This window comes from Pseudomonas sp. LTR0, assembly GCF_036630035.1.
Lineage (GTDB): Bacteria > Pseudomonadota > Gammaproteobacteria > Pseudomonadales > Pseudomonadaceae > Aquipseudomonas > Aquipseudomonas putida_Y.
The window spans coordinates 3,724,262-3,750,229 of record NZ_CP123734.1; the positions used below are offsets into that span (position 1 = coordinate 3,724,262).

A 25,968-nucleotide genomic window follows, 5' to 3' on the forward strand; every position below is an offset into this window, starting at 1 on the left:
GTTGTTGACACTCAGTCGCTCACAGGAAGGAACACAAACATCATGAAACGTGAACAGATCGAAGGTGTTGCTGAAAACCTCGCAGGCAAGGCGCAGAGCGCTGTAGGCCGACTGGTCGAAGATCCGGCGCTGGAGGCCGAAGGCGATGGGCGTCAGGCCGCAGGTCAGTTGACCAAGTCCTATGGTGACACGCTGGACACGGTGTCTTCATTCGTCAAGGAAAAGCCTTTCGCCGCAATGGCCATCACAGCCGCTGTCACACTCGTGGTCTCTCGCCTGCTGCGCCGCTGAGCGGGGCACCGCAAGCAAGGCCTGGGCCGGGTATGTGACCCGGCCCGCGCCATCACCAGATGGCGATATCGTAGGTAAGGTACAAGCGGTTGCTGTCGCGCCCGCGAGCGAAATCCGAACGATAGACATAGTTGCGCAGTTTCACGCCCAGACCTTTCATTGGCCCGCCCTGCACCACGTAGGCAATCTCGGCGTCACGCTCCCATTCTTTGATGCCCTCGCCACCTGAGCGGCCATTGTCGCCACTCAGGTAGCGCGTCATGAAGGTCAGCCCCGGCACGCCGGCGGCCGCGAAGTTGTAGGCGTAGCTGGCCATCCAGGTTTTCTCTTCCTCCTCGATGAACTTGCCGATGCCGACGTTGCTGAACGAATAAACGGTCGCACCGCTGATATACGGCAAACCGGCATCTCCATCGAGCACCTGATAACCGGCCCCCAGGGTATGGCCGGAATGCGCATACGCCACCTGGCCACTGAACATCTGGTTGTCGATGCCGCCGCCATAGGCCGCCCCGCTGTCGCGGCTTTTGAAGTAGCGCAGGTCCGTGGTCAGAACCCCGCCAGCCAGCGGCAGGTCATGCACCAGCCCGGCAAAATCCTGGCGATAGAAGTGCTCCAACTGGCCATGGTACACACTCAGGCGCAGTTGTTTGCTGACGGCATAGTCGGCACCGGCAAAGCTGAAGTCACCCGACTTGCCGCCCCCATAGCCATCCAGATAAATGCCAGTGCTGTTGGACGAGTCACGCTGCTTGAAACGGTCAAGGTGCCCGGCCGTCAGGGTCAGCCCGTCGATATCCGTGCTGGTCAGCTGAGTGCCCTGATAGGTCTGTGGCAGCACCCGCGCATCGTTGTAGACCAGCACCGGTGTCTTGGGCAGCAAGGTGCCGTGCTTGACCACGGTGCTGCCCAGGCGGGCTTTGGCCGTGACCCCGGCACTGGCGAACTCATCCGCCGCACGGCCATCGTCGTGCACCGGCAACAGCCCGGTACCGCTGCGCCCGCGCCCGGAATCAAGGCGTACGCCCAGCAGGCCCAGTGCATCGAGCCCCACACCCAAAGTACCTTGGGTGAAACCTGACTGGTAGTCGAGCAGAAAGCCCTGAGCCCATTCCACCCGTTCGCTTTTGGCCGTGGCGGCAGCGCGGGCACTCATACCCTGCTCGTCACGGAAATTCTCGTTGAAATACACGTTGCGCAACTGCAGCTTGAGCTTGCTGTCATCGACAAAACCGGAAGCGCCGGCAACAGGCAGCCAGCCGCAAAGCAGGCCTAAGGTGGCCCCACGGAACACAACTCGGGACATGATCGGTACTCTATTGTTGTTTTCGGAGTGAGCGGAGGTCGGGGCGCCTGGCGGCGCCCGATAATGCCTAAACGAAGAAGGACAAGGCACCCGTGAGCAACGCCAGTGCTGTGATCACCAGCGAGGTGAGCACGGCCCATTTCACCGTGGCCTTCTGGAAGTCGCCGATATCCCGGTCGACCATGCCCACCAGCAGCAAGGTGGAGGCCACCAGCGGGCTCATCAGGTGCACAGGCTGCCCCAGCACCGAGGCGCGGGCAATTTCCACCGGGTCGATACCATAGGCGGCAGCGGCGTTCGCCAGGATCGGCACAACGCCGAAGTAGTAGGCGTCGTTGGACAGCACGAAAGTCAGCGGCATGCTGGTCAGCGCCACCACCAGCGGGAACCAGTGGCTCCAGGCTGCCGGAATCCAGTCCACCAGGGTCTGCGCCAGTGCGTCAACCATCTTGGTGCCCGAGAAAATACCGGCAAATATGCCTGCGGCGAATACCAGCAGCACCACGGTCATGGCGTTACCCGAATGGGCGAGAATGCGTTCTTTCTGCACATTCAGCTGCGGGTAGTTGATCATCAGCGCGGCGACGAAACCGATCATGAACAGGATGGCTGCGTGCATCAGCCCCAGCACCAGCGCAGTCATGACGACAATCACCAACACTAGGTTCACATAGGCCAGGCGCGGACGCTTGTGCGGGTTGTCGCCAAGGATTTCCTTGATGTAGCAGTTGCCGCCACCGGACTCCAGGGCAATATTGCCGATACGCCGGCGCTCGGCACGGCCCAGCAGGTAGGCGGTGAACACGACCCACACCGCCCCACCGATGACGGTGGGCAACATCGGAATGAAGTACTCGGTCGCATCCAGACCGAGCGCGGCAATGGCGCGGGTGGCGGGACCACCCCAAGGACTCATGCCGCTCATGATGCTCAATGACAGCATCGATACGGTCGCCAGGATCATCGGGTTCATGCCGATGCGCTTGTACAGCGGCAGCATGGCAGCGCAGGTAATCATGTAAGTCGTGGTGCCATCACCGTCCAGCGCCACAAGCAGCGACAGCAGAGCGGTGCCGATAGCGATCTTGATCGGGTCGCCATTCACCCGCTTGAGAATCTTGCGGATCAGCGGGTCGAACAGGCCGGCGTCGATCATCAGGCCGAAGAACAGGATGGCGAACAGCAGCAGCGCGGCAGACGGTGCGACCATTTTCAGCCCATCGAGCATCATCTTGCCCAGGTCTGGCGCGAAACCGCCAATAAGGGCGAAAACAATCGGCACGATGGTCAGCGCGACGATCGGTGACAGGCGTTTACTCATGATCAGGTAGGTGAAGGTCACCACCATGATCAGGCCCAGAAGTGCGAGCATGGTTTGTTCTCTTGTTTTTATTGTCTATGTGGCCCCCTGCAGCGCAGACGGCCCCCTGACCCCCACCCGGCAACGCCTGGTGGGGGCCTGTGAAAAGCTTGAGGGTGTCGAGGCTCAGCCGTGGCGGTGTGGTTCGGCGACCCAGTCGGCCGATTCAGCGACGGGGGTGACCACCGGCTCGCCGTTCAGGCGGCTGTGCAACGTCTGGCGGTCACAGGCGTTTTCCGACAGCGATACCACCACCGTCGCCACAGCGTTGCTGGCAAGACTCGTCAGCGCACGGGCTTCCGACATGAAGCGGTCGACCCCGATCAACAGGGCCAGGCCGGCCAGGGGAATGTCATGGATCACGGTAAGGGTCGAGGCCAAGGCCACGAAACCGCTGCCGGTGACACCTGCCGCGCCCTTGGAGGACAGCAGCATGATCGCCAGCATGGTGACCACCTGGCCCAGGCTCAGGTCGATGTTGCAGGCCTGTGCGATGAACACGGCTGCCAACGACAGATAGATCGCAGTACCGTCCAGGTTGAACGAGTAGCCAGTGGGCAGCACCAGGCCAACCACGCCTTTCTTGCACCCAAGCTTCTCGAGTTTCTCGAGCATGCGCGGAAGCACCGGCTCGGTGGAGGAAGTACCCAGCACCACGAGGAACTCTTCGCGGAAATAGCGCAGCAACTTCCACAGGCTGAAGCCATGGGCGCGGCAGATGCCACCGAGCACCACCAGCACGAAGAAGGCGCAGGCGATGTACAACGTCCCCACCAGCTTGGCCAGCGCACCAAGGGACGTAATCCCGTACTGGCCCACGGTGAATGCCAGTGCGCCGAAAGCGCCGACCGGGGCAAAGCGCATCAGGTAGCCGAAGATGCGGAACACCATGGTCGAGGCCGACTCCAGCACGTCCAGTACCGGCTTGCCCTTTTCGCCCATCGACGAGAGGGCGAAACCGCTGAGTACGGCGATGAACAGCACCGGCAAGACCTCACCCTTGTTGAAGGCACCGATGAAGGTGTCCGGGATGATGTGCATGAAGAAGTCCACCACGCTCAGCTTGGCGGCCGACGCGGTGTACTGGCTCAGGCCCGCTGTGCTCAAGGTAGCAGGATCGATGTTCATGCCGGCACCTGGCTTGAACAGGTAAACCGCCGCCAGTCCGATCACCAGGCTGACCATCGTCAGGCCCAGGAACAGCAGCAGGGTCTTGCTCATCAAGCGTCCCAGGGAACGTTTGTCAGTCATGCCGGCGATGCCGGTGACGATGGTGCAGAACACCACCGGCGCGATCATCATCTTGATCAGTTTGATGAACGCATCACCCAGCGGCTTGAGGGCCACGGCCTGTTGCGCCCAGAAGTGTCCGACCACCACGCCCAGCAGGACGGCGCAGAGAATCTGGAAATACAGCGATTTGGCGAGTCTCATGAGGCATCACCCATTGTTGAAATTGTGCGGATGCGCTTGTTACGAATGTGCAGGTCTGGATCAGCGCCTGGAGCTACCCGGCCAACCTGCGGAATGTAGGGGCGTAGACGAACCCTGAGAAGAGCCGCCGGGCGGTTCGCACCACCGAAGCCTGGATCGTCTTGCCATCGGCACCGCTGCGCGTCAGCGCAACATCGATGCCGCCACTTGGATGCTCCAGGCGGACCTCGGCCAGTTGCTGTGCACCTTCGCCCAACAGGTCGGCAATCACGGTGCCAGGGCTGACGCAGGCAGTCGCCAGCCCCACCGCGCCAGTGATCGCCAAGGCACGATGGCAGTTGTGCGGCATGAAATAGCGAACCTGCAGCGTGCCGTCGTAGCGCGGCTTGGACACCAGCACTGGCTTGGGGATGACCATGCCACTGACATCGCCCAGGCCCATGGCCTTTCCGGCCTTCAGCCGCAACGCTTCCAGGCGTTTGAGCAGCGCGCTGTCGGCGTCCAGCTGAGCAGGGGTTTCCGAGCCACTGACCCCCAATTGGCTAGCCTCTACCACCATCATCGGCATGGCCATGTCGATGCAGGTCACCGGCACGCCATCAATCACGTCCTGGGCCTTGCCCGTGGGGAACAGCTTGCCGGTCTTGCTGCCGACCGCGTCGAGGAAGGTCAGGTGCACCGGGGCGGCAGTGCCCGGAACCCCATCGATCGCCGTGCGGCCTTCGTAGCGCACGATCCCGCCGGGCGTTTCGACCAGCGAATTGACGAAAGTGCCGGTGTTCAGGTTGCGAATGCGCACCAAGGTCTTGCCTTCCTGGCCTTTTACCAACCCCTGTTCGATGGCGAATGGCCCAACAGCACACAGCATGTTGCCGCAGTTGGGGGCCGTATCGACCCGGCGCTGTGCGACCATGACCTGCACGAACAGGTAGTCGACGTCAGCGTCGGCGTGCAGTGACGGGCTGATGATTGCCACCTTGCTGGTCTGCGGGCTGCCGCCACCGATACCGTCGATTTCCAGCTCATGGCCAGAGCCCATGAGGTTGATCAGCAACTCGTCGCGCTCGACCACATTGGCAGGCAGGTCCCAGGCGTGGAAGAACGGCCCTTTGGAGGTACCGCCGCGCATGAGTACGCAAGGAATTCGTTGCATGATTTCGCACTCTTGTTGATCAATGGACATCATTGATGCTGTGAGCAAAAGAGTGACAGGGATGGATAAATCAATCCAATGCAAATATCGTAGCGATTATTGCCTTTCACAAAATAATTCCTCTTTGAACGGGCCAAGGCTTTTATATGGAATATGAGCTGCAAGACATCCGATCTTTCGTGAAAATCGCCGAACTCGGCAGCTTCCACGAAGCTGCCGAAGCACTGCATCTCTCCCAGCCAGCGCTAAGCCGGCGCATAAAGAAGCTGGAGGAAGGCCTAGGTACCTCCTTGCTCGAGCGCACCACCCGTCGCGTCAGCCTGACCAGCGTCGGGCGCGACTTTTTGCCCAAAGCCAGACGGTTACTGGACGACTTCGAAGACTCCATTCTCAGCATCCGCGAACTGGCAGAACGACAAACCGGCCAGGTCACCCTTGCCTGCATCCCCACGGCAGCGTTCTACTTCCTGCCGTCGGTGATCCGCGACTACAACGAGCAGTACCCGAAAATCCGTATTCGCCTGCTCGATCTAAGCGCCAACGACGGGCTTGAAGCGGTGCTGCGGGGTGAGGCTGACTTCGGCATCAACATGATGAGCGGGCAACACCCGGACATCGAGTTCGTCTCGCTGGTGCAGGAACACTTCGTCCTGGCCTGCCGGCGCGACCACAAACTGGCAGGCCGTGACGCCGTCACCTGGACCGAGCTTGCCGATTACCGCCTGATCGGCGTAGGCCGACTGAGCGGCAATCGCATGCTGCTCGACCACGCGCTATCCGGGCTCAACTTGCGCCCCAAGTGGTTTTACGAGGTACAACACCTCTCGACCTCGCTCGGCATGGTGGAGGCCGGCCTGGGGGTATCGGCCATGCCCAGCCTGGCCATGCCCAACGCCGACCATCCGACCCTGGTCAGTGTTCCGTTGATCGAACCCCAGGTCACCCGAACACTCGGCCTGGTTTACCGACGCGGCGCCTCGCTTTCGCCTGCAGCTGAAAAATTCGTGTCGATCCTGCTGGAGAAATGGCCCAATCGTTGACTGGGCGTGCCCGTCAGACCGCCGACATCCACCCTGTGCTGCTGCCGCGCCCATCAATCAGTCGCTGCCCAGGCCGAGTGTGTCGGGGCGGCGCTTTTCAAGCGCGAACTTCAGCAGCGCTGCGCTGCGGAACAGGCCGTGGGCGAACTTGCCGTAAGGCAACGTGATGAACAGCGCCATGACCGTGCCCAGGTGAACGGCCAACAGCACCGCCATGGCCCCGGTATCCCTCAGGCCCAACAGGGCGAGCCCGGAGAGACTGATCAACAGCAGGAGCAGGATGAAGGCCCTGTCCATTGGCCGCTGCCTGGGGTCGCCCTGTTCCGGCGCTCGGCGCAGGTTCAGCACAAGCAGCCCGGCGGGGCCAATGACCAGGCCGATCCCCCCGACCGTGCCCAGCAGCACAGGCAGGCTCAGCACGGGGTAAGGCGCCTGAAGGTCGAGTACGTAGTGATATGCCGTGGCGACCAAGGTAGCCGCGAAGCACAGCAAGAATCCGTAGAAGGTCAAGTGGTGGAAACGGCGCCGCCACAGGGTGTAGCGATCATCCTCGTTGTTACAGCCCTGGCCATGCCCTCCGTCGAGGTACTTCAAGGTCAGCACAGCTGTTGAAGCTTCAAGGATTGCCCCGTCAACAGGCGGAGCCTGAGGTTCGGCCGGCGAAATGCTGCGCCAGAACCGCCTTATCGCCACCGCCAGCGCGACACCGCTCAGGCAAAAGACACTGCCGAACAACAGCGCCAGCATGTTGTGTGGAAAAACCGCATAGAAGTCGCCGCCCAGGCGACCAGGCAACAGGGTTCCGTTGACCTGCAAGGCCAGTAGCAAGAACAGCGACAAGGCAATCGCCAGCGCAGTGACCACATAGGTGCCATTGTGCCGGTAAAGACGGCCGAACGCGGCCGGCCAGGCATAGTCAGCGTACGTCTGGCCACGGACCTTGGCCATGGCCTGAGGCACGTTGACAGCAAACTCATGAGGCGCGGCATACTGGCAGGCATGCAAGCAGGCGCCGCAGTTATGGCACAGGTTGGCCAGGTAATGGATATCCGCCTTGGCAAATGTCAGCCTTCGGGTCATGGCCGGAAACACGGCGCAGAAGCCTTCGCAGTAGCGACAGGCATTGCAGATGCGCATCTGCCGGTCGACTTCCGTTTCATCCATGTTCAATACCGGAATCAGTTCGGCCCGGCCCGCCGGGTCATACGTGTGGGGTTCAGGCAATTGCGCGGTCATGACAGGCCTCGTTTGGGGATGAAATACGTGCAGCAGCAGCCGCGGAATGGGTGCCGGCGATACGGCCGAAGGCGGTGCCTATGGACATGCCGACGCCAGCGGTGTAGCCCTTGCCCAGCACGTTGCCCGCCATCATTTCGCCCGCAACGAACAGGTTCGGGCTGCGCCGGCCAGCGAAATGAACGGCAGCGGTCTCATCCGTGCGTAGCCCCAGGTAGGTGAAAGTCACCCCTGGACGCAACGGATAGCCATAGAATGGTGGCGTATCGATCGGTCGTGCCCAGTGGCTCTTGACCGGTGTCACGCCTTGCGTGTGGCAGTTGTCCAGCCGGGTATGATCGAAGCTGCCCGCCTGACACGCCCGGTTGTAGGCGTGAACCGTGTCAAGGAAGGTCGCTACCGGAAGGCCCAGAAGCTGCGCCAGTTCTTCCAGGGTATTGGCCGTGATACCCCCGAAAACCGGCGGCATGAACCGCCCCAACGCTTTCTGGTCGATGATGGAGAACCCCACCTGCCCCGGCTGATGGGCTACCAACCTGCCCCAGATCGCATAGCGCTTGGGCCAGAAGTCCTCCCCTTCATCATAGAAGCGCAAGCCTTCACGGTTGACCACCACACCCAGCGAAACGCAATCGATACGCGTGCAGATACCGCCGTCGTACAAGGGCGCGCGGGCGTCTATGGCTACCATGTGCGCCTGGGTCGGGTCACCGATAGTATCGGCCCCCAGATCGATCATCCGTCGCAGCAGTACACCGTCGTTGAAGCGGGTGCCACGGACCAGAAAATTGTCCGCTGGCCACTCACCGCGTTCGTTCTGCCCCCACGCCTCGCGCAACCAGCTTCTGTTCGACTCGAAGCCTCCAGCCGCCAGCACACAGGCTCGCGCCTGGATGCGTTCGGCCGGCAAGCGGCGCCCTGCGACATCACGCGCCGGTACATGGGCCGCAACGAAACGGTCGCCGTCCAGCTCGATATCGCACACTGGCGTGTCATAGCGAACCTCAACACCCAACCGCTCGGCACTACGGAAATAGGCATTGACCAGTGCCTTGCCACCGCCCATGAAAAAGGCGTTGGTGCGCGCCGTGTGCAACGCGCCAGAGAGCGACGGCTGAAAATGCACGCCATGGTGCCGCATCCAGTCCCGGCAATTGGCCGAAGCCCTGATCACCAGCCGCGCCAGTTTCTCGTCGGTTTGCCCGCCCGTGACCTTGAGCAGGTCTTGCCAGAATTCCTCTTCCGGGTACGCGTCAACCAGTACATCCTGCGGCGCATCGTGCATGCATCGCAGGTTGCGAGTGTGTTGAGAGTTGCCACCACGCCATTCACGCGGCGCAGCCTCCAGCAGCAGCACACTGGCCCCCGCCTCGCGGGCCATCAGCGCCGAGCAAAGGGCAGCATTCCCGCCGCCAATGACAAGCACATCGATCATTTTGCCTCCAGGTCTCGAGGAGCCAGAACGTTCGGGGTGCTCCTCGCGGACCACGGACTCTAGTGAGACCTGGCAGGTGACGAAACGCGATTACCGAAGGTAGGTGTTCAGTTTTTCTAAAGGCTGATGGCGCCCAGGCGGCCTCAGAGCAGGCGCGCCCCGGGCCATTGGCCGCAGGCAACCCGCTCGCGCGCGACCTCATGCAACACGACCCGGGTCGCAAGCGCAGCAGGCGAAAGCTCATCCTCACTCAGGCTCACCACCAGATTGCGGCGCTGCGCCTGGGCATCGTCGATGGCGAATACGCGCATGCCTGCTTGCGTTGCCCGGGCTACTGCCGCACCGGGCTGCAGGGTGGCGGCGTGGCCCGCCGCTACGCAATCCAAGAGCAATGACAGGCCATCGACCTCCATGACGATGTTGGCTTCCAGCCCCGCCCTGGCCAGGATTGCCTGTAACGTGGCGCGCAAGCCATGCTGACTGCTCGGCATCACCAGCGGCATCGTCGCGATCTGCTGCAACGTCAGCGATTCGCCCCAGCCACTTTGCACCAATGCCAGCGGAACCAGCGCGAACAGCCGTTCCTGCAAAAGCGGACGCACATCCAGGCGCGCTCCCGCGTCGGGCTGGAACAACACAGCCAGGTCCAGGTGCCGGGCGTTAAGCTGACTGACCAGATAGCCCGACAGCATTTCCACCAGGTGCAAGTGGATGTCCGGATAGCGCTGGCGCATGCGGTCGATAAGGGCAAGGCCCAGGACCGATGCCGTAGTCGGGGCAAGGCCGACACTTACATACCCGCTCATGCGTCCACTCTGCGCGGCAAGCATGGCGTGTTCGGCCTGACGCAGCGCCAGCCGGGCATGGTACTCGAACGCCAGACCAGCCGCCGTCGGGACGACGCCGGTACTCGAGCGCGTCAACAGCCGGGTGCTGAGCTCGTTTTCCAGCTTCGACAGTTGCTGACTCAGGGCGGAGGCGCCCACGCCAAGCTCGAGCGCGGCCCTGCCAAGGCTGCCGTGCTCCAACACACTTAAAAAGTAGCGAAACTGGCGTAACTCCACATTGACCTCTCGATGCCCCTGCCTTGCCCGCATTGTACGCAGGAACGGCAAGGTCATGGGGGAGCCTTGCTGACAGCTCGAGTCATTGCTCGGCTCGGTAACGACAGCCTTGTCCTTGCATCGGGTTGCGCATACGTGCAAGGCTAAAAAGGGATCACCCATGACGAAAAGGAAGCAAAGCACCTCATGCTTGGAATCACACGTATCCATCGCTATTTGCGCCCACTGCCTGCGAAACCGACCGCAGCCAGTGGGCGTGACCTCAAGGCCAAACGCGCCACCCGCCTCGCCTCGAAGGTTGCCAACCTTCTCTGCACCCCCCGCTCCGCCCCGCCTTACCTCTGTGTCACCCCTGAGCGTCCCGCTGTCAAACGTGTGCCCCCGACCTGACTGCCTCCTCTGCAACTCACACACCGTACTCGCCTGTTGCAGGCGGAGTGCCTGACGCAACGACAAGGGGCAACAGCCAATGCTTTTCTTTCACGGTAAACACATTTTCAGCGCCATCTTCGACATGGATGGCACCCTCTTCGACACCGAGCGCCTGCGCTTCAAGACACTCAAACAAGCGTCTCTGGAAATCTTCGGCAAAGCGCTGAGCGAGCACACCCTGATTGGCTCGCTGGGCCTGAGCGCAAAGAAGGCCGAGGCCCTTGCCAAGGCGCATAACGGCGACGACTTCCCGTACGCCGAAATCCGCCAACGCGCCGATGAACTTGAACTGGAGTACGTGCGCAATCACGGCGTACCGATCAAGGCCGGCCTGCTGGAGGTGCTGGAGCGCCTGCGCAAGTCGGGCCTGACCATGGCGGTGGCCACCTCCAGCCGCCGTGCCATCGCCGAGGAATACCTGATCAACGCCAACGTGCTGAAGTACTTCGACATCACCGTTTGTGGCGATGAAGTCAGCCAAGGCAAACCACACCCCGAGATTTTCCTGAAAGCCGCCCGCGCGCTCAATTGCGAGCCAGACCAGTGCTTCATGGTCGAGGACTCGGAAAACGGCATGCTGTCGGCGATGCGCGCCGAAGGGCAGGCGATCCTGATCGAGGACATCAAGCCGCCTGCGCCGGAAATCAAGGCGGGCGCGCTCAAAGCCTACCGCAGCATGCATGAATTTCTCGCCGACCTGAGCGAGTGCGTACCCGACCTGGGCATGCCTGCATTGAGTGAGCCGTTCCCGGCCTCGATGAACCAGTTCAGCGTGGGCATTCATGGTTTCGGCGCCATCGGCGGCGGTTACCTGACACAGGTATTTTCCCATTGGGACGGCTACACCCGACCGCGTGAAATCATTGCCGCAACCCGCTCACGCATGCTGCGCGAAAGCGTCAGCGCCTTTGGCCGCTACAGCGTACGCTACGGCGCCACGTCGTTCGACCAGACCATCGACAACGTGCGCATGATCGACATGGACGATGACGACGCGGTCATCAGCATGTACACCACTGCCGAAATCATCGGCCTGAGCCTGCCCGAGCAGGCCATCAGAAGCCAGGCCAGGGTGATCGCCCAAGGCCTGCTGCAACGCTTCGAGCGCCGAGGCCGCGAGCTGACTCTGCTGATCGTGCTGAACAAGGTTGGCGGTGCGGCGTTCGTGCGTCGTCACGTGCAAGCCGAGCTGGCGTTACTGTGCCCGCCTGCGATCAGCGAGCAGGTTATGCAAAAGACCCATTTCGCCGAAACGGTGGTCAGCCGCATCGTGTCCAAACTGGGCAATGACGCACTGGTACGGCAACTGCGCATCAAGTCGCAGATGTTCCAGAACAGCCTGGAAGACGAGCCTGCAAGCACGCGCAAACCTTCAGCGCCGCTACCAGAGTACGAACGGCTGATCGGCCACTTCAGGCCCTTTGCGCAGCCCAGCAGCGCCATGAGCCAGCTGCATCTGGTGCTGTTCAACAGCGAAGCCGACATGCCGCTTTACGCCGAGCGCGGCAGCGATTTGCTCGAACGCCTGCGCCAGGTGAAGACAGTGCCAGACATTGCCCAGATCCAGATCATCAAGAACCGCCTGTGGAACGGCCCGCACGCCATCGTGGCCTGGTACGCCAGCCTGCTGGGCCATGCCTGGGTCGGCCAGGGCATGGGCGATGCGCGGGTGAGTGAACTGGCCGAGCGCCTGATTCGCCAGGAGGTCGCGCCCGCACTGGTGGCCGAATACCCACAGATGGCCGAGGTGGTCAGCCGGTTTGCCGAGGCATTCCTCGAACGCTGCAAAACCTCGTTCAAAGACCCGTGCGCCCGGGTAGGCCGCGACCCCTTGCGCAAGCTGCAACGCAATGAACGCATCCTCAGCAGCATCGACCTTGCCCGCAAGCACGGTATTGCAACCCCGGCCCTGGCGTTTGGCGCAGGGCTCGCCATTCACCACGCCCTGAACGGCAGCGACAGCAAAGACCTGGAAAGCCAGGCAATCAGGCGGGTTTACCTCGACAACCAGGAAAGCGTCGAAGCCGTGCTTACCCATGCCAACAAACCGTTCCCCGGGTTGTGCCCCGTCAAGGACGCGGAACTGATCGCTGCCATCAGTGAAGGTTTCCGCCAATTGCCGCAGCCGGCTTCGCGTCACGCGATTGCTGTAGGCTCATAACCAGCCCTGGCCGGGACACTGTGGACGCTGGCTGCGCCTGCGTCCCGGTCAGCGCCATGGGCTGGCCTTGGGTACCGGCCTAAAGCACTTCGAACAGGCCTGCTGCGCCCATGCCGCCGCCCACGCACATTGTCACGACCACGTACTTCACCTTACGTCGCTTGCCCTCCAGCAAGGCATGGCCGACCATCCGCGCGCCGCTCATGCCATAGGGGTGGCCGATAGCAATGGCGCCGCCATTGACGTTCAGCTTCGCCGGGTCGATCTGCAACTGCTGGGCGCAATACAGCACCTGGCAGGCGAACGCCTCGTTCAGCTCCCATAGCCCGATATCGTCTACCGTCAGGCCCTGCTGGCGCAGTAGCTTGGGCACCGCCAATACCGGGCCGATGCCCATTTCCTCGGGGGCAAGGCCAGCTACAGCGATACCGCGGTAAAGCCCCAGGGCTGCAGTACCCGAGCGCGCCGCCAGCGCACCGTCCATCAGCACGCAGGCACTGGCGCCATCGGACAACTGACTGGCATTACCGGCCGTGACACAACCGCCTTCGACCACGGGCTTGAGCCCCTGAAGGTCGGCCAGGGTCGTCGCCGGTCGGTTCCCTTCGTCCTAGGTCAGGCGCACCTCTTCATGGCTGACAACACCTGTCAGCTTGTCCACCACCTTCTTGCGTGCGATCACCGGCACGATTTCAGCGGCGAACAGCCCTGCCGCCTGCGCCGCTGCCGTGCGCTGCTGAGACTGCAGGGCGTAGGCATCCTGCGCTTCGCGGCTTATGCCATAACGCCGGGCCACCCGTTCGGCCGTTTGCAACATCGGCATGTAGGCGTGCTCGCTCAGGCGCAGCACTGCGGGGTCGTAAGCCTCACTGGCCAGCTGGTTGTGCACCTGCTGCACCAGGCTGATCTGCTCCTGGCCTGCGCCAATGGTCACCTGCATGCCATCAACCATTATCTGCTTCGCCGCCGTGGCAATGGCCATCAGGCCTGAAGCGCACTGGCGGTCGACGGTCTGACCGCTGACCGATTGGGGCAGGCCGGCGGCCAGCGCCGACAGCCGCCCCGGGTTGATCGCGGCAGTGCCGCTCTGCATGGCAGTCCCCAGCACCAGGTCATCGACCTGCGCCGGTTCGATGCCAGCACGTTCTACTGCGGCGCGGATAGCGACAGCCGTCATGCTGGGGGTTTTCAGGTCGTTGAAGGCGCCACGCATGGCTTTGCCGATAGGGGTGCGAGCAGTGGCGACGATCACGGCATCTTTCATGATGGCTGTTCCTCAGGGGATAGGGGCTGCAGTTCGCTCAACACATGCCGCAGGCAGTCAGGCACCGGCACCGGACGCCGCCCTTCGCGGTCGACGAATACATGGACGAAGCGGCCGGTGGCACAGGCCAGTGGCTGGCCGGCGAGGAACACCGCCAACTGATAGTGCACTGAGGTGTTACCCAACCGGCTCACCGCAAGGCCCACTTCGATGTCATGCGGGAAGGCCACCGGCGCCTGGTAGTCGCAGGCGGAGCTGACCACCAGCGCGATCACCCTCCCCTGGTCGATATCCAACCCACCCTCCTGCACCAGCAGGCGGTTCACGGCGCTGTCGAAAAAGCTGTAATAGACCACGTTGTTCACGTGGCCATAGACATCGTTGTCGTGCCACCGAGTGGTTATGGGCGTGTAGTGCCGATAGTGTTCACGTCGCCGGAGGTGGTTCATCAGTAGGCTGCCTCATAGATGGCCAGCGCATCGGCCTGGGTGACTTCACGCGGGTTATTGACCAAAAGGCGTTGCTGTTGCATCGCGTCTTCGGCCAGCTGGCCAAGCCGATGACCCGGTACATCAGCGTCGCGCAGGCGGTCAGGTAACCCGCAGCGGCTACTTAGCGCAGCCAGCTCGGCCACGAATTGTTCTGCCTGCTGGCGCTGATCGCCCGGCTGCAAACGGGCCCCCAGCAGCGGCACGGCCAGCTCGGCGTAGTCCACTGCCGCCACCGGCAGGTTGAAGCGCAGCACATGCGGCAACACCAGCGCGTTGGCCAGGCCATGGGGAATATGAAAATGCCCACCCAGCGGATAGGCCAGGGCATGCACCGCCGCCACCGGTGCATTGGCAAAGGCCTGGCCGGCCAGGCATGCTCCCAGCAGCATGGCCTGGCGGGCCTGCAGGTTGCCGCCGTTGTGCACAGCCTGGTCAAGGTTATCCGCCAGCAGCCGCAGCGCCTCACGGGCCAGCAGGCTGGACAGCGGGTTACGTTTGAGGCGGCTGGTATAGGCTTCGATGGCATGCACCATGGCGTCGATACCGGTAGCAGCAGTGACCGCCGATGGCAGGCCGAGGGTACAGACGGCGTCGAGCACTGCCAGGTCCGGCAACAGCAGCGGCGAAACAATGCCCATTTTGGTGGTAGCACCGGTGGTGACGATGGCGATCGGTGTCACCTCCGAACCGGTACCTGCCGTGGTGGGCACCTGGATCAACGGAAGCCGGCGGCCCTTGGCCTTGTCAATGCCATACAGCTCGGCGATCGGCTGTGAACAGTCGCGGTGGGCCAGCAGTGCAACCAGCTTGGCCACATCCATCGAACTGCCGCCGCCGAACCCTACCACCAGGTCGGCACCAATATGCCGGGCGCGCTGGACGGCCGCCAGCACGCATGCTTCGCTAGGGTCGGCCGTAACCTCACTGAAGATCGCCACGCCGACCTTGGCTGCCGTGAACCCCGGCAGCAGGTCATCAAGCATGCCAAGACGGGCGATACCCGGGTCACTGACGATCAAAACACGCTTGGCACCGCGCTCACGGCACAGACCTGCAAGGCGCTGCACCGCGCCGGCTTCGCAGAGGATCTGCGCAGTGGTGGCAAAGCTGAAAGGCTGCATCACACTCTCCTTGTCAATGTGGTTTGCCGTGCGCTAGAACGCGAAATCGCTCTCTGGTAGCGCCATCAGACAATCCGCGCCGCCCAGCAGGGCCTCGCGATGAGCGGTGGCGCGGGGCAGCAGCCGCCGCCAGTAGAACGTCGCAGCGTGAAGCTTGGCCCTGTAGAAGGCTGTTTCCGTGCTGCCGGCGGCAAGCGTTGCTTGAGCATGCACAGCCGCTTGCAACCACATCGCCGCCAACAGCACGTAGGCCGAGTAGGCAAGAAAATCAACCGACACTGCCCCTGACTCCTGGGGGTCGCGTTGACAGGCCTCGACCACATGGGCAGACAAGGCGCGCCACTCCTCCAAACGTTGCCCCACGGACGTCGCCATGGTCTGCAGGCCGCCGAGCGCATTGGCAGCCCCGACGTGCAGCACCATTTCGTCGATCAGCAGATTGAGCTCGGCCCCGCCGTCCCCCAGTAGCTTGCGGCGTATCAGGTCAAGGGCCTGTATGCCGTTGGTGCCTTCATAAAGCTGGGTGATGCGGCTATCGCGCATCAACTGCTCCATGCCCCACTCGCGGATGTAGCCGTGGCCGCCATACAACTGCACCCCAAGGCTGGCGACCTCCTGACCGACGTCGGTGAAGAACGCCTTGACGATAGGGATCAGCAACGCCGCCCGCCGGGCTGCCGCCTGGCGCGCCGGTGCACTTTTCGCAGCGTGCTCCAGGTCCAGTTGCCGAGCGGTGTAGATGCCCAGCATGCGACAACCCTCGGTAAGGGTCTTCTGGGTCAACAGCATGCGCCGCACGTCTGGATGGACGATAATCGGATCGGCAGGCTTTTCCGCTGCCACCGGCCCGGCAAGCGAGCGCGACTGCAGACGCTCCCGGGCATAGGCCAGCCCCCCCTGAAAAGCAGCCTCGGCAATACCAAGCCCCTGCAGGCCGACCTGGAAGCGGGCATCGTTCATCATGGTGAACATGCAGGCCAGGCCTTGGTTGGCCTCCCCCACCAGCCAGCCTTGGGCACCGTCGAAATTCATCACGCAGGTCGAAGCACCCTTGATGCCCATCTTGTGCTCCAGCGCCCCGCAGCACAGCGCATTGCGCTCGCCACCGGGCAGCAGCTTGGGCACCAGGAACAGGCTGATGCCCCTGACACCGGCCGGCGCATCAGGCAGGCGCGCGAGTACCAGATGAACGATGTTGTCGGTCAGGTCCTGCTCGCCACCGCTGATGAATATCTTGCTGCCGGTAATGCGGTAGCTGCCGTCCGCTTCCGGCTGGGCGCGGGTACGCAGCAAAGCCAGGTCGGTGCCGGCCTGCGGCTCGGTCAGGCACATGGTACCGGCCCACTCGCCACTGACCATCCGGCTCAGGTAGGCCTGCTTGAGTGCCTCGCTGCCATGGCGATGCAACGCCAGGACCGCGCCCTCGGTCAGGCCGGAGTAGATGCGGAACGACAACGATGCCGCCATCAGCATTTCATGGAAGCTGGCCGATGCCATCTGCGGCAAACCCTGGCCACCATAGGCCTGCGGCCCGGTCATACTGGCCCAGCCATGTTCGACGTATTGCCGATAGGCCTCCCGCATGCCGTCCGGGGTGGTGACCTCGCCGCCAACCCACTTGCAGCCCTGTTCGTCACTGTTGCGATTGAGCGGTGCGATGATTTGGCCTGTGAAACGTGCGGCCTCCTCAAGGATACCGTCGAGGGTGTCGCGGTCCAGTTCGATACCTAGCTGCTGGCAATGTCCGGCCAGATCGAACAGTTCATGCAGCACGAAACGCATGTCGCGAAGGGGCGCCTGGTAGTTCATGCCCGAACCTCCCCACGCGGTTCGAAACGCTTGCCACCGGCCACCAGCGAATAGAACAACCCTGCCGGGCGCCAATGCTCGCCAAGCACGCCCTGCAGGTATTCCAGCCGGGCCAGGATAAACGGCGCCCCCTGCTCGTCAGCCCAGCGCATGGGCCCGCCAGTGGCAGCCGGAAAGCCATAGCCGTGAAGCCAGACCCGGTCGATGTCGGCGCTGCTGGCGGCGATACCTTCCTGGAGAACCTTCGCCCCTTCGTTGACCAGTGCCAGCAGGCAGCGCTCGAGGATTTCCTCGGCACTGATACCCCGGCGTCGATAGCCAAGCTTCTGGGACACCTGCAGCACCAGAGCGTCGACCTGCGGGTCATGCTCGGCCTGTCGGCTGCCGGGTGCATAGCGGTAATAGCCTTGCGCGGTTTTCTGCCCGAGGCGGCCGAGTTCGCACAGCGCGTTATCGACCTGCACCAGCGGGTCGTGCATGCCTTGCCCGGCCAGCTGCCGGGCGCGCCACTCCAGGTCGATGCCCACCACGTCGTACATGCGGAAGGGCCCCATGGCGAAGCCAAACTGCTGCAGTACCGCATCCACCTGGTGTGGCAAAGCCCCTTCAAGCAGCAACTTGCGTGCTTCGCCCACATAGCTGCGCAACATGCGATTGCCAATGAACCCTGGGCAGTTGCCTGCCACTATCGCCACCTTGCCCATGCGCTCGCCCAGCGCTTTGGCGGCCTCGAGTACCTTCTGATCAGTGTGCGCCCCACGCACGATTTCGAGCAGCTTCATGACATGCGCGGGGCTGAAGAAATGCAGCCCAAGGACCTGGGACGGTCGCTGGGTGACGGCGGCAATCGCGTCGATGTCCAGCGCCGAGGTGTTGCTGGCCAGGATCGCACGTGGCTTGAGGTGTGCATCCAGTGCACGGAAGATTTCCTGCTTGAGCGCCAGGTTTTCATACACCGCTTCAATCACCAGGTCGGCCTCCGCCAACGCCGGATAGCCGTCCACGACCTGCACACGCGCCAGGCAGGCTTCGGCCTGGGCCTGGGTGATGCGCTGCTTGTCCACCTGCTGGGCCCAGGCTTGGCTGACCATGCCCAGCCCTGCTTCGAGCGCTGCCGCGTTGCAGTCCAGCCACAGCACCGACAGCCCGGCGTTGGCCAGGCTGATGACGATGCCGCGGCCCATGGTGCCTGCACCTATCACAGCCACCTGATTGATCGGGAAGGGAGTATTCACGCGCAACGCTCCTGCTTTCTTGTAGGTATGAGGACTGTGATCACCCTAAGCAGGCCGAAGGTATTTTTGAAATTTCCATTTCGTATGCCATATATTTTCGGCATGAATATTTCGAACTTCGACCTGAACCTGCTGCGCGTCTTCGATATGTTGCTGCGTGAACAGAACGTATCCCGCGCCGCCGAGCGTCTGGCCCTGACCCAGCCGACCGTGAGCAATGCCCTGGCGCGCCTGCGTGACCAGCTGGGTGACCCGCTGCTGGTCCGCGTGGGCCGGCGCATGCGCCCGACGCCACGCGCCTTGGCACTGGAGGGGCCGATACGTGCTGCGTTACAGCAGATCGAGCAGACACTGGGCACCGGCGATGGCTTCGAGCCACAGCGCAGCCATCGCCAACTGCGCATCGCCCTCACCGATTTCGTCGAACAGCTTTGCATGCCGCCGCTCCTGGCGCGGTTGCAACTACTGGCACCCAACTTGCGCATCGACGTGGTGCACCTGGCCCCCAACCTGCCGGCCGAGGCGCTGGACCGGGGCGACCTCGACCTGGTACTGGGCCGCTTCGACGAGGTGCCAGCGCGCTTCACCCGCCACCCCTGGCGCCGTGAAACCCTGCAGATCGCGCTGCGCCAGCAGCACCCGCACCTGGCGCTGGGCCAGGCACTGGACCTCGATGCGTTCCTGGGCTTGCGGCACATCTGGGTGCACGGCGGCCAGACCCGAGGCATGGTCGACCAGTGGCTGGCCGAGCAAGGCCTGACCCGGCAAATCGCCTATACCACGCCCAACTACCTGCAGGCCGCGCATCTGGCCGCAGCCACCGAAATGTGCGTGGTGCTGCCGCGGCAACTGGCCCAGCAGTTCGCGCATCTGCTGCCTTTGGCGGTGCACGAACTGCCTTTTGCCCTGGAGCCTTTCGAACTTGAACTGGTACACCTGAGCCACCGTCAGCACGACCCCGCCCTGGCCTGGCTGGTCGAACAGATCCTCACGCTCCCCCCCGCCTGAAGCCATCAGGAAACGCGATAGCGGCCATGCCGCTCTGGTATTGGCTGGTGCGCAAGCCCCTCCCCTAGAGTGTTCTGCCTCAAGAACAACAAGGAAATCCCATGCGCTTTTCACTGTCGATGCTGGCGCTTGCCCTGCTGGCCCCCCTTCCGAGCCTGGCCGCAACAGCGGCCAAGGATGCCACCGCGGCCACCCTGGCCAGCAACCAGCAGTGGCTGAAACGGTTATCCTTCGAGGATCGCGTCGATTACGAAACAGCCAGGCGTGGGCTGGTCGAGCGGTTCGACGGGCCAGTCGCGACAGCCGATGGCAAGACCGTGTGGAACCTGGCCCAGTATGCTTTTCTGGAACCGGCGCAATCCCCTGCCACGGTAAACCCGAGCTTGTGGCGCGTCGCTCAGTTGAACAACATCGCCGGGCTGTTCAAGGTCACCGAGGGCATCTACCAGCTTCGCGGTCTGGACCTGGCCAACATGACCATCGTCGAGGGGCCGGACGGGCTGATTGTGCTCGACCCGCTGCTTGCCGTGGAGACGGCCAAGGCGGGCCTCGAACTGTACTTCAAGCACCGCCCGCGCAAGCCGGTGACCACGGTGATCTACACCCACCCGCACGTCGACCATTTCGGCGGCGTGCGCGGGGTGATCAACGAGGCGGACGTCAAGGCTGGCAAAGTACAGGTCATCGCGCCCGAGGGGTTCTTCGAACATGCCATCGGTGAAAACGTGCTGGCCGGACCGGCCATGAAACGCCGCGCCCAGTACATGTACGGCGCGCCCCTGCCCCGTGGGCCGCGAGGCCAGGTGGATGCCGGACTGGGCAAGGGCGTGCCGGCCAATGCCACTGTCAGCCTCATCGCGCCGACGCTCGAAATCAGCCAACCGCTGCAACGCATGACCCTGAGCGGCGTGGAGGTGGAGTTCCAGCTGACCCCGGGCACCGAGGCGCCGGCGGAAATGAACATCTATTTCCCGGCGCTCAGGGCACTGTGCATGGCCGAGAACGCCACCCATGTGCAGCACAACGTACTGACGCTGCGCGGGGCACTGGTGCGCGATCCGAAAGTGTGGGCCCATTACCTGGACCAATCGCTGGTGCGCTACGGCGAGCAGGCCGAGGTGGTGTTCGCCCAGCATCACTGGCCCACTTGGGGCGGTGCGGCCATCCGCGACTACCTGGCCGACCAGCGCGATATGTATGCCTTCATCGACAGCCAGACCTTGCGCCTGATCAATCAGGGCCAGACACCCATGGAAATTGCCCAGACCCTGGCCAGTCTACCGCCGCGTCTGGCAAGCAAATGGTACAGCCGCGACTACTACGGCTCGCTCAGCCATAACGTCAGGGCCGTCTATCAACGCTACATGGGGTTCTACGACGGCAACCCGGCCAACCTCGACCCATTGCCACCGCAAGCGGCCGGCAAGCGTTACGTGGCGGCGATGGGGGGGGCCGATCAGGTGCTGACCCAGGCCCGCCAGGCCTTCGCCAAGGGCGACTATCGATGGGTGGCGCAATTGGTCAACCACCTGGTATTCGCCGAGCCGGACAACACCGAGGCCCGCGAACTGCAGGCCGACGCGCTGGAGCAACTGGGTTACCAGAGTGAGAACGCCACCTGGCGCAATGCCTACCTCAGTGGCGCGCAGGAATTGCGCTCAGGCGTTGCCGCCGGTGCGGGTAGCGGCGGCAACACCGATGACATGGTGCGGGCCCTGACACCCAGCCTGTTTTTCGACTACCTGAGCGTTCGGGTGAATGCCTACAAGGCCGCCGATAGCGACCTGACCGTAAACTGGCGGTTTTCCGACCTGGACGAAGACTACGCTCTCACCCTGCGCAACGGCGTCCTTACCCACCGCGACCTGGCGCGCCACGCCAAGGCCGATGTAGAGGTCACCATGCGCAAACAGACGCTGGACCGCATTGCCCTCAAACAGACAGGCTTTCTCAAGGAAGCCACAGCAGGGGCAATCGACATCAAAGGCGAGCGGGTGAAGTTCCTGCAATTCCTGGGCGGGCTGGAAGAGGCTGATTCACGCTTCAATATCGTCACGCCCTGAGCGGCAGCGGGCGGCACCGGCACTGTGCTCAGCCGCCCTTCGCCAACCGGCACAAGCCCGCCAATGCCATCAGCCACACCACGCTACCCAGTGCCAGCACTGCCCACGGCGCAGGCTGGCCGCGTTCGGCCTGCAACATCGCCAGGCCTCGTTCATAACGCCGCCGCTGGCGGGATAGCAGCGCCAGCACGGCCACGCCCGCCAATGCCAGCACGTACACATCGCCTTGACGACAGGCCAACGCCGCCACCGCCACCAGCGCCAGCACAGTGCGCCGCCAGGCCAGCTCGGTGCGTTCTGCCTGCAGGCCCGGATCACCCATGCCAGCGTGGCCACAGGACGAGACCTGCCAGCAGTACCGCGACCAGACAGCCCAGCGCCAACAAGGGCACCAGTGCCGGCAACGGCAGCGGACGTCGATGACGCAATGCCCGCTCTACCCGCAGCCAGCGCAGGCAGGCGCCAGCGCTCAGCAATGCGCTCAACAGCATCAGGCCTGCGACCAGCCACAGCCGCAGGGGTGTCTCGAGGACGTGGCCGGCGAAGGTTTCAATGGCGATCGCGCCACCCAGCAGCGCCAGCGCGGTGCGGACCCAGGCCAGGAAAGTACGTTCGTTGGCCAGGGTGAAGCGCGGATCAGGCGCTTCACCCTGGCCCAACAGCCGCCGCGACCAGTCAGGCCGTGGTTCAGGCACGCCCATCAGCGCACACCAAAGCTGCGCAGGGCGCCGGGCGAGAAGTACGAAAGGCTGGTGCGCACATTGAAGGCAAAGGGCCGACGCTGCTCGTTGATCAAGCCCGATGCATGGTAGCGGCCGCTCTTGAGGTCGTAGGTGATCTCCATGGCGTTGACCGCCACCTGGCCGCCGGGGTGAAAGAAACCATGGGCCTGTGAGGTGCGCCACAGCTCGCCACGCGCGTCGTAGCTGTCTGTTTCGAGAATGGCCCAGGTGTCTTCATCCAGGTAGAACCGGCGCTTGGCATAGATATGCTGCGCCCCGGGCTTCAACGTCGCCTCCACGACCCATACCCGGTGCAGCTCGTAGCGGGTCGGTGCCGGGTCGATGTGGCCTGGCTTGATCAGGTCCGCATAGCGCAGCTCGGGCGATGCCAGGCGGTAACAGTTGTAGGGCACGTGCAGCGTCTGCTTGCCCAGCAGCTTCCAGTCATACCGGTCAGGCGCGCCATTGAACATGTCGCGACTGTCGGCGGTCCGCAGGCCGGCGGTGCCAGGGCCAGTGGTGTCATAGGCGATGTTCGGCGCCCGTCGTACCCGCCGCTGGCTGGCGCTGTACACCCAGGACAAACGCGGTTCGGCGACCTGGTCCAGTGTCTCATGCACCACCATCGCATCGCCGGCAAGCCGCGAGGGCGCCGTCATGCGGTAGGTGAAGTAATAAAGTACATTGCCCGCCCCCAGGTTGGCCAAACCTTCGGGCCGGGCCACTTCCTGACGCGCACTCATCAGTACGAAGCGGCCATTCTTCAGCGGTGTGACGCTGTCGGAGCTCAGGCTGTAGCTGATGTTGCGATGCCGGGTCAGGTGGTTCCAGATCACCTCCAGGCCGTTGGTTGGCCGTGGAAAGGCGATGACACCCGTGAAACCTCGCACGCTGTTGCCCTGGTCATCCAGCTGCGCCTGCTCGGCGTTGCGGGCTGCCGATGCCGCGACTGCGTCGGGTACCGCAACACTACGGTGGGTCGGATACACCGGCAAGCTCAGGCTGGCTGGGAAGCGTTTGAGCAAGGCCACCTGGCCGTCGGTAAGCTGACTTCGGTACTGCCGGTAGTTGGCGGCCGTGATCCGGTACAGAGGCTGCTCATCGGCAAACGGGTCCAGCGGCGTGCCGTTGTCGCCCAGGCGTTGCTGGGCCGTACTCAACCCACCTTGCCAGGCGGGGATGCGCCCGTCGGGGCTGGCAGCACGCTCGGCCCCCACCGGGGTCAGGTTGTCGGGCAGGCCGGCTGCCGCCAGCGCGCCGCTCGCCCAGAACAGGCCGATCATCACCATGCGCATTTTCATTGTCATGCCCTCAGAAAGTGACGCCCACGCTAAGCGAGATGAAGTCCCGGTCGCCGCGAGTGCCATAGTCGCCGTCGATAAAATCGGTGTACGACACGCTCAGGCTGTAGGTGCTGGCAAGCGTCGCATCCAACCCCACGCTGATGGCCCTGGAGCCTTCGCTGAAGGCCGATCCCTCCACCGGGCCGGTGCCGTGCACGTCATGTGCCCAGGACAGGTTCGGCCGCAGGTCGAAACCGGCAATCACATTGGGGTAGGCCCAGGTGGCGCGCAGCCGGTAGCCCCAGGAGAACGGGGTCATGAAGCCTTCGTCGTTGCAATGCTCAGGGGTTTTGGAAATGGCCACGCACACACTGTTGTCCGCCAGTTCGCCACTGTTGAACGTGCCCGAACGCCCATAACGGGGGCCATAGGCACCCTCCAGACCGCCGACATAGGTGGCGCCCGCCTCGCCTATCAGCAGCAACTGGTTGGCACCCATCACCTGGCTGAAAGCGTGAACAGCGGTTACCTGCAACTGGGTCACCTCCTTGCGGCGGTAGCCGTCGAACAGCGTACTGGCGCTGTCTGGCCGCAGGCCGTCGCCCAGCAATGGCGAGCGGCCATCGACGTTCAACAACGACTGGATGATGTCGGTGCCGTTGAGTTGCATGGGCATGTTCGGTCGGTAGCTCAGCTCCCCCTGCAGCGCCGTGCCGGTGCGCAGGGTGGTGGAGAACGAAAGGCCGTACAGGCGAATGTCCTCGGGGTATTGCACCCGGTACTGCGAGCTGCCCAGGCGTAGCGCGCCGACCAGCGACTGGCCTGCACTGGTGCCCAGGAAAGCAGCACAGCCTGCAGACCCGATACCGAGGTTGGCGCACAGCTGCGGGGCAAAACGGCGGTTGTCGAAATACGGGCTGCTGACCGTACCCAGGTAAGGCGTGCGGCTGTGGTAGTTCGCCGCGTAGGCGCCAAACTCGGTGTCCAGCGCCGCCACGTACCATCGCAGCGAAACGCCCCACTGCCCGCTGTTGCGGGCATCCTGGTCGCTGCCACGGGGTATGCGCACGCCTTCGCTGGTGAGGTTTACACCAAACGGCGCAAGCCCGGCCACGGCTGTGGGGTTGCCGAGTAATTTGGCGCCCACGTCCAGGCCATCACACCCATCGGGCAAAAAATCGTTGTTCGAAAAGAACGTGCCGCAGTTGTCCAGCTGGGTCTGTTCCCAATCCAGCTGATAGAAACCGTCGACCGACAGCGCTTCGGTGAGGTTCTGGGTGAAGTAGAACAGGTTCACCGGCACCAGCGCGTCCTTCACTTCCGAGCCGGGGCGGCGCAAGGCCGCCAGGTTGAAGGGGTTGATGACGTTCAGTCCGCCCTGGATGAAGGTACTCTCCCCCCAGTTGACCACCTGCTTGCCCAGCCTGACCGAACCTGGCTGGCCATCGATGTCGTACAGGTAATAACCGAAGGCGTCGAGCAGTTGGCTACCTGCGGTCTTGGCCGAACGCTTGCGGTTGTTGTCCTCGACCTGCTTGAAGCGCTGGTCGTGATCGCGCAGGGCAGTGTCGTACCAGTAGGTACCGCGCAGGAACACCCCCAGGTTGTCGTGCTTGAGCTCCAGGTCATGGGTACCTTTGAACACCGCCGAAAACACGTCGCCGGAGGCAAAGTTCAGGCGGCCGTCATCGCTGTTGGCGCTGAGGTGCAGGGCCGGGTCAGGGTTGGCAGTCGCAATGCTGGTACCAAAGGAAAGCGCCGAGTCGAACTGCCCCTCTAGTTCACCCCAGTGAAACTGAGCGGCACAGGCAGACGCAGAAAAAAGTACTGATGAGGCAAGTACCGACAACGGTCCCGAGCGACCGTAAATACGAGATGCCATCACTCTTAACCTCTTATTGTGTTTATTCGAGAGTGAGTTGCGAGTTAGTGCTGAAATACCGCGCAAAGGCCTGTAGGAAAGGGCTTGGGTAATTATTCGAACGTTTCTGTTATCCTCGTTTTGCTGCTTACCGATACTAAGTAGGCCACCGGGGCTGAACAAATAGCGTCTCCCGATG

At 63.1% G+C, this 25,968-nt stretch carries 20 protein-coding genes and 1 pseudogene; 5 read left to right on the forward strand and 16 right to left on the reverse strand.

The window, feature by feature from the left end; all coding sequences use genetic code 11:
* Positions 1–42: 42 nt before the first annotated feature.
* Positions 43–291, forward strand: a complete 249-nt coding sequence (locus tag QCL51_RS17160) for a CsbD family protein (RefSeq protein WP_021784025.1) — start codon at positions 43–45, stop codon at positions 289–291.
* Between the two features lie 52 nt (positions 292–343).
* On the opposite strand, the gene QCL51_RS17165 is transcribed toward QCL51_RS17160, so the two are convergent.
* The 4 genes from QCL51_RS17165 to QCL51_RS17180 form a co-directional block, all read right to left on the reverse strand.
* Positions 344–1,597, reverse strand: a complete 1,254-nt coding sequence (locus tag QCL51_RS17165) for an OprD family porin (RefSeq protein ID WP_021784026.1) — start codon at positions 1,595–1,597, stop codon at positions 344–346.
* Between the two features lie 67 nt (positions 1,598–1,664).
* Positions 1,665–2,969 (reverse strand): citrate:proton symporter, encoded by a 1,305-nt coding sequence (locus tag QCL51_RS17170; RefSeq protein ID WP_274118712.1) that lies wholly within the window; start codon positions 2,967–2,969, stop codon positions 1,665–1,667.
* 114 nt (positions 2,970–3,083) lie between these two features.
* Positions 3,084–4,391, reverse strand: coding sequence for a dicarboxylate/amino acid:cation symporter (locus QCL51_RS17175; protein WP_338443815.1), 1,308 nt, complete (start codon positions 4,389–4,391; stop codon positions 3,084–3,086).
* A gap of 73 nt (positions 4,392–4,464) precedes the next feature.
* The gene (locus tag QCL51_RS17180; protein WP_021784029.1) at positions 4,465–5,544 is read right to left on the reverse strand and encodes a 4-oxalomesaconate tautomerase; all 1,080 of its coding nucleotides are present in this window, start codon (positions 5,542–5,544) and stop codon (positions 4,465–4,467) included.
* 146 nt (positions 5,545–5,690) lie between these two features.
* Here QCL51_RS17180 and QCL51_RS17185 point away from each other — a divergent pair, with 146 nt between their 5' ends.
* On the forward strand, positions 5,691–6,584 hold the full coding sequence (locus QCL51_RS17185; RefSeq protein ID WP_021784030.1) for a LysR family transcriptional regulator: 894 nt from the start codon (positions 5,691–5,693) through the stop codon (positions 6,582–6,584).
* A 57-nt stretch (positions 6,585–6,641) separates the two neighbouring features.
* On the opposite strand, the gene tcuB is transcribed toward QCL51_RS17185, so the two are convergent.
* The 3 genes from tcuB to QCL51_RS17200 all read right to left on the reverse strand — a co-directional run bounded on the left by tcuB (position 6,642) and on the right by QCL51_RS17200 (position 10,319).
* A complete protein-coding gene (gene tcuB, locus QCL51_RS17190) occupies positions 6,642–7,820 on the reverse strand; it encodes a tricarballylate utilization 4Fe-4S protein TcuB (RefSeq protein ID WP_021784031.1) in 1,179 nt (392 codons plus the stop codon).
* On the reverse strand, positions 7,801–9,255 hold the full coding sequence (gene tcuA, locus QCL51_RS17195) for an FAD-dependent tricarballylate dehydrogenase TcuA (RefSeq protein ID WP_021784032.1): 1,455 nt from the start codon (positions 9,253–9,255) through the stop codon (positions 7,801–7,803). The genes tcuB and tcuA overlap by 20 nt, the downstream gene beginning before the upstream one ends.
* Positions 9,256–9,398: 143 nt before the next feature.
* A complete protein-coding gene (locus QCL51_RS17200; protein WP_275966960.1) occupies positions 9,399–10,319 on the reverse strand; it encodes a LysR family transcriptional regulator in 921 nt (306 codons plus the stop codon).
* A gap of 469 nt (positions 10,320–10,788) precedes the next feature.
* Here QCL51_RS17200 and QCL51_RS17205 point away from each other — a divergent pair, with 469 nt between their 5' ends.
* The gene (locus tag QCL51_RS17205) at positions 10,789–12,912 is read left to right on the forward strand and encodes an HAD family hydrolase (protein WP_021784034.1); all 2,124 of its coding nucleotides are present in this window, start codon (positions 10,789–10,791) and stop codon (positions 12,910–12,912) included.
* 79 nt (positions 12,913–12,991) lie between these two features.
* On the opposite strand, the pseudogene QCL51_RS17210 reads toward QCL51_RS17205, so the two are convergent.
* The 5 genes and pseudogenes from QCL51_RS17210 to QCL51_RS17230 form a co-directional block, all read right to left on the reverse strand.
* Positions 12,992–14,176 (reverse strand): annotated as a pseudogene (locus QCL51_RS17210) (acetyl-CoA C-acyltransferase).
* Positions 14,173–14,625 carry a thioesterase family protein gene (locus QCL51_RS17215; RefSeq protein ID WP_021784036.1) on the reverse strand — a complete coding sequence of 151 codons (453 nt, stop codon included), beginning with the start codon at positions 14,623–14,625 and terminating at the stop codon, positions 14,173–14,175. Before QCL51_RS17215 ends, QCL51_RS17210 begins: the two are co-directional and overlap by 4 nt.
* Positions 14,625–15,788, reverse strand: coding sequence for an iron-containing alcohol dehydrogenase (locus QCL51_RS17220; RefSeq protein WP_021784037.1), 1,164 nt, complete (start codon positions 15,786–15,788; stop codon positions 14,625–14,627). The genes QCL51_RS17215 and QCL51_RS17220 overlap by 1 nt, the downstream gene beginning before the upstream one ends.
* A 33-nt stretch (positions 15,789–15,821) precedes the next feature.
* Complete coding sequence (locus QCL51_RS17225) at positions 15,822–17,597, reverse strand: acyl-CoA dehydrogenase C-terminal domain-containing protein (RefSeq protein WP_021784038.1); 1,776 nt, start codon at positions 17,595–17,597, stop codon at positions 15,822–15,824.
* A complete protein-coding gene (locus QCL51_RS17230) occupies positions 17,594–18,832 on the reverse strand; it encodes a 3-hydroxyacyl-CoA dehydrogenase (RefSeq protein WP_021784039.1) in 1,239 nt (412 codons plus the stop codon). Before QCL51_RS17230 ends, QCL51_RS17225 begins: the two co-directional genes overlap by 4 nt.
* An 84-nt stretch (positions 18,833–18,916) precedes the next feature.
* Here QCL51_RS17230 and QCL51_RS17235 point away from each other — a divergent pair, with 84 nt between their 5' ends.
* Together QCL51_RS17235 and QCL51_RS17240 are read left to right on the forward strand one after the other, a co-directional pair.
* Positions 18,917–19,840, forward strand: a complete 924-nt coding sequence (locus QCL51_RS17235) for a LysR family transcriptional regulator (protein WP_021784040.1) — start codon at positions 18,917–18,919, stop codon at positions 19,838–19,840.
* Positions 19,841–19,941: 101 nt separating this feature from the next.
* Positions 19,942–21,903 carry an alkyl sulfatase dimerization domain-containing protein gene (locus tag QCL51_RS17240; protein ID WP_021784041.1) on the forward strand — a complete coding sequence of 654 codons (1,962 nt, stop codon included), beginning with the start codon at positions 19,942–19,944 and terminating at the stop codon, positions 21,901–21,903.
* Between the two features lie 28 nt (positions 21,904–21,931).
* Here the strand turns inward: QCL51_RS17240 and QCL51_RS17245 are convergent, their stop codons facing one another.
* Genes QCL51_RS17245 through QCL51_RS17260 form a run of 4 tightly spaced genes read right to left on the reverse strand, consistent with a single transcriptional unit; the run spans position 21,932 to position 25,790 of the window.
* Complete coding sequence (locus QCL51_RS17245) at positions 21,932–22,225, reverse strand: DUF202 domain-containing protein (protein ID WP_021784042.1); 294 nt, start codon at positions 22,223–22,225, stop codon at positions 21,932–21,934.
* On the reverse strand, positions 22,218–22,604 hold the full coding sequence (locus tag QCL51_RS17250; protein ID WP_021784043.1) for a DUF202 domain-containing protein: 387 nt from the start codon (positions 22,602–22,604) through the stop codon (positions 22,218–22,220). The genes QCL51_RS17245 and QCL51_RS17250 overlap by 8 nt, the downstream gene beginning before the upstream one ends.
* On the reverse strand, positions 22,604–23,914 hold the full coding sequence (locus tag QCL51_RS17255) for a DUF1329 domain-containing protein (RefSeq protein WP_021784044.1): 1,311 nt from the start codon (positions 23,912–23,914) through the stop codon (positions 22,604–22,606). The genes QCL51_RS17250 and QCL51_RS17255 overlap by 1 nt, the downstream gene beginning before the upstream one ends.
* Positions 23,915–23,936: 22 nt before the next feature.
* The gene (locus tag QCL51_RS17260; protein WP_021784045.1) at positions 23,937–25,790 is read right to left on the reverse strand and encodes a DUF1302 domain-containing protein; all 1,854 of its coding nucleotides are present in this window, start codon (positions 25,788–25,790) and stop codon (positions 23,937–23,939) included.
* Positions 25,791–25,968: the final 178 nt, after the last annotated feature.

Bases quoted from the DNA above. Each gene is read 5' to 3' on its own strand.
- QCL51_RS17160 (WP_021784025.1), top strand. From the start codon at position 43: ATGAAACGTGAACAGATCGAAGGTGTTGCTGAAAACCTCGCAGGCAAG.
- QCL51_RS17165 (WP_021784026.1), bottom strand. From the start codon at position 1,597: ATGTCCCGAGTTGTGTTCCGTGGGGCCACCTTAGGCCTGCTTTGCGGC.
- QCL51_RS17170 (WP_274118712.1), bottom strand. From the start codon at position 2,969: ATGCTCGCACTTCTGGGCCTGATCATGGTGGTGACCTTCACCTACCTG.
- QCL51_RS17175 (WP_338443815.1), bottom strand. From the start codon at position 4,391: ATGAGACTCGCCAAATCGCTGTATTTCCAGATTCTCTGCGCCGTCCTG.
- QCL51_RS17180 (WP_021784029.1), bottom strand. From the start codon at position 5,544: ATGCAACGAATTCCTTGCGTACTCATGCGCGGCGGTACCTCCAAAGGG.
- QCL51_RS17185 (WP_021784030.1), top strand. From the start codon at position 5,691: ATGGAATATGAGCTGCAAGACATCCGATCTTTCGTGAAAATCGCCGAA.
- tcuB (WP_021784031.1), bottom strand. From the start codon at position 7,820: ATGACCGCGCAATTGCCTGAACCCCACACGTATGACCCGGCGGGCCGG.
- tcuA (WP_021784032.1), bottom strand. From the start codon at position 9,255: ATGATCGATGTGCTTGTCATTGGCGGCGGGAATGCTGCCCTTTGCTCG.
- QCL51_RS17205 (WP_021784034.1), top strand. From the start codon at position 10,789: ATGCTTTTCTTTCACGGTAAACACATTTTCAGCGCCATCTTCGACATG.
- QCL51_RS17215 (WP_021784036.1), bottom strand. From the start codon at position 14,625: ATGAACCACCTCCGGCGACGTGAACACTATCGGCACTACACGCCCATA.
- QCL51_RS17220 (WP_021784037.1), bottom strand. From the start codon at position 15,788: ATGCAGCCTTTCAGCTTTGCCACCACTGCGCAGATCCTCTGCGAAGCC.
- QCL51_RS17225 (WP_021784038.1), bottom strand. From the start codon at position 17,597: ATGAACTACCAGGCGCCCCTTCGCGACATGCGTTTCGTGCTGCATGAA.
- QCL51_RS17235 (WP_021784040.1), top strand. From the start codon at position 18,917: ATGCCATATATTTTCGGCATGAATATTTCGAACTTCGACCTGAACCTG.
- QCL51_RS17240 (WP_021784041.1), top strand. From the start codon at position 19,942: ATGCGCTTTTCACTGTCGATGCTGGCGCTTGCCCTGCTGGCCCCCCTT.
- QCL51_RS17245 (WP_021784042.1), bottom strand. From the start codon at position 22,225: ATGGGTGATCCGGGCCTGCAGGCAGAACGCACCGAGCTGGCCTGGCGG.
- QCL51_RS17250 (WP_021784043.1), bottom strand. From the start codon at position 22,604: ATGGGCGTGCCTGAACCACGGCCTGACTGGTCGCGGCGGCTGTTGGGC.
- QCL51_RS17255 (WP_021784044.1), bottom strand. From the start codon at position 23,914: ATGGTGATGATCGGCCTGTTCTGGGCGAGCGGCGCGCTGGCGGCAGCC.
- QCL51_RS17260 (WP_021784045.1), bottom strand. From the start codon at position 25,790: ATGGCATCTCGTATTTACGGTCGCTCGGGACCGTTGTCGGTACTTGCC.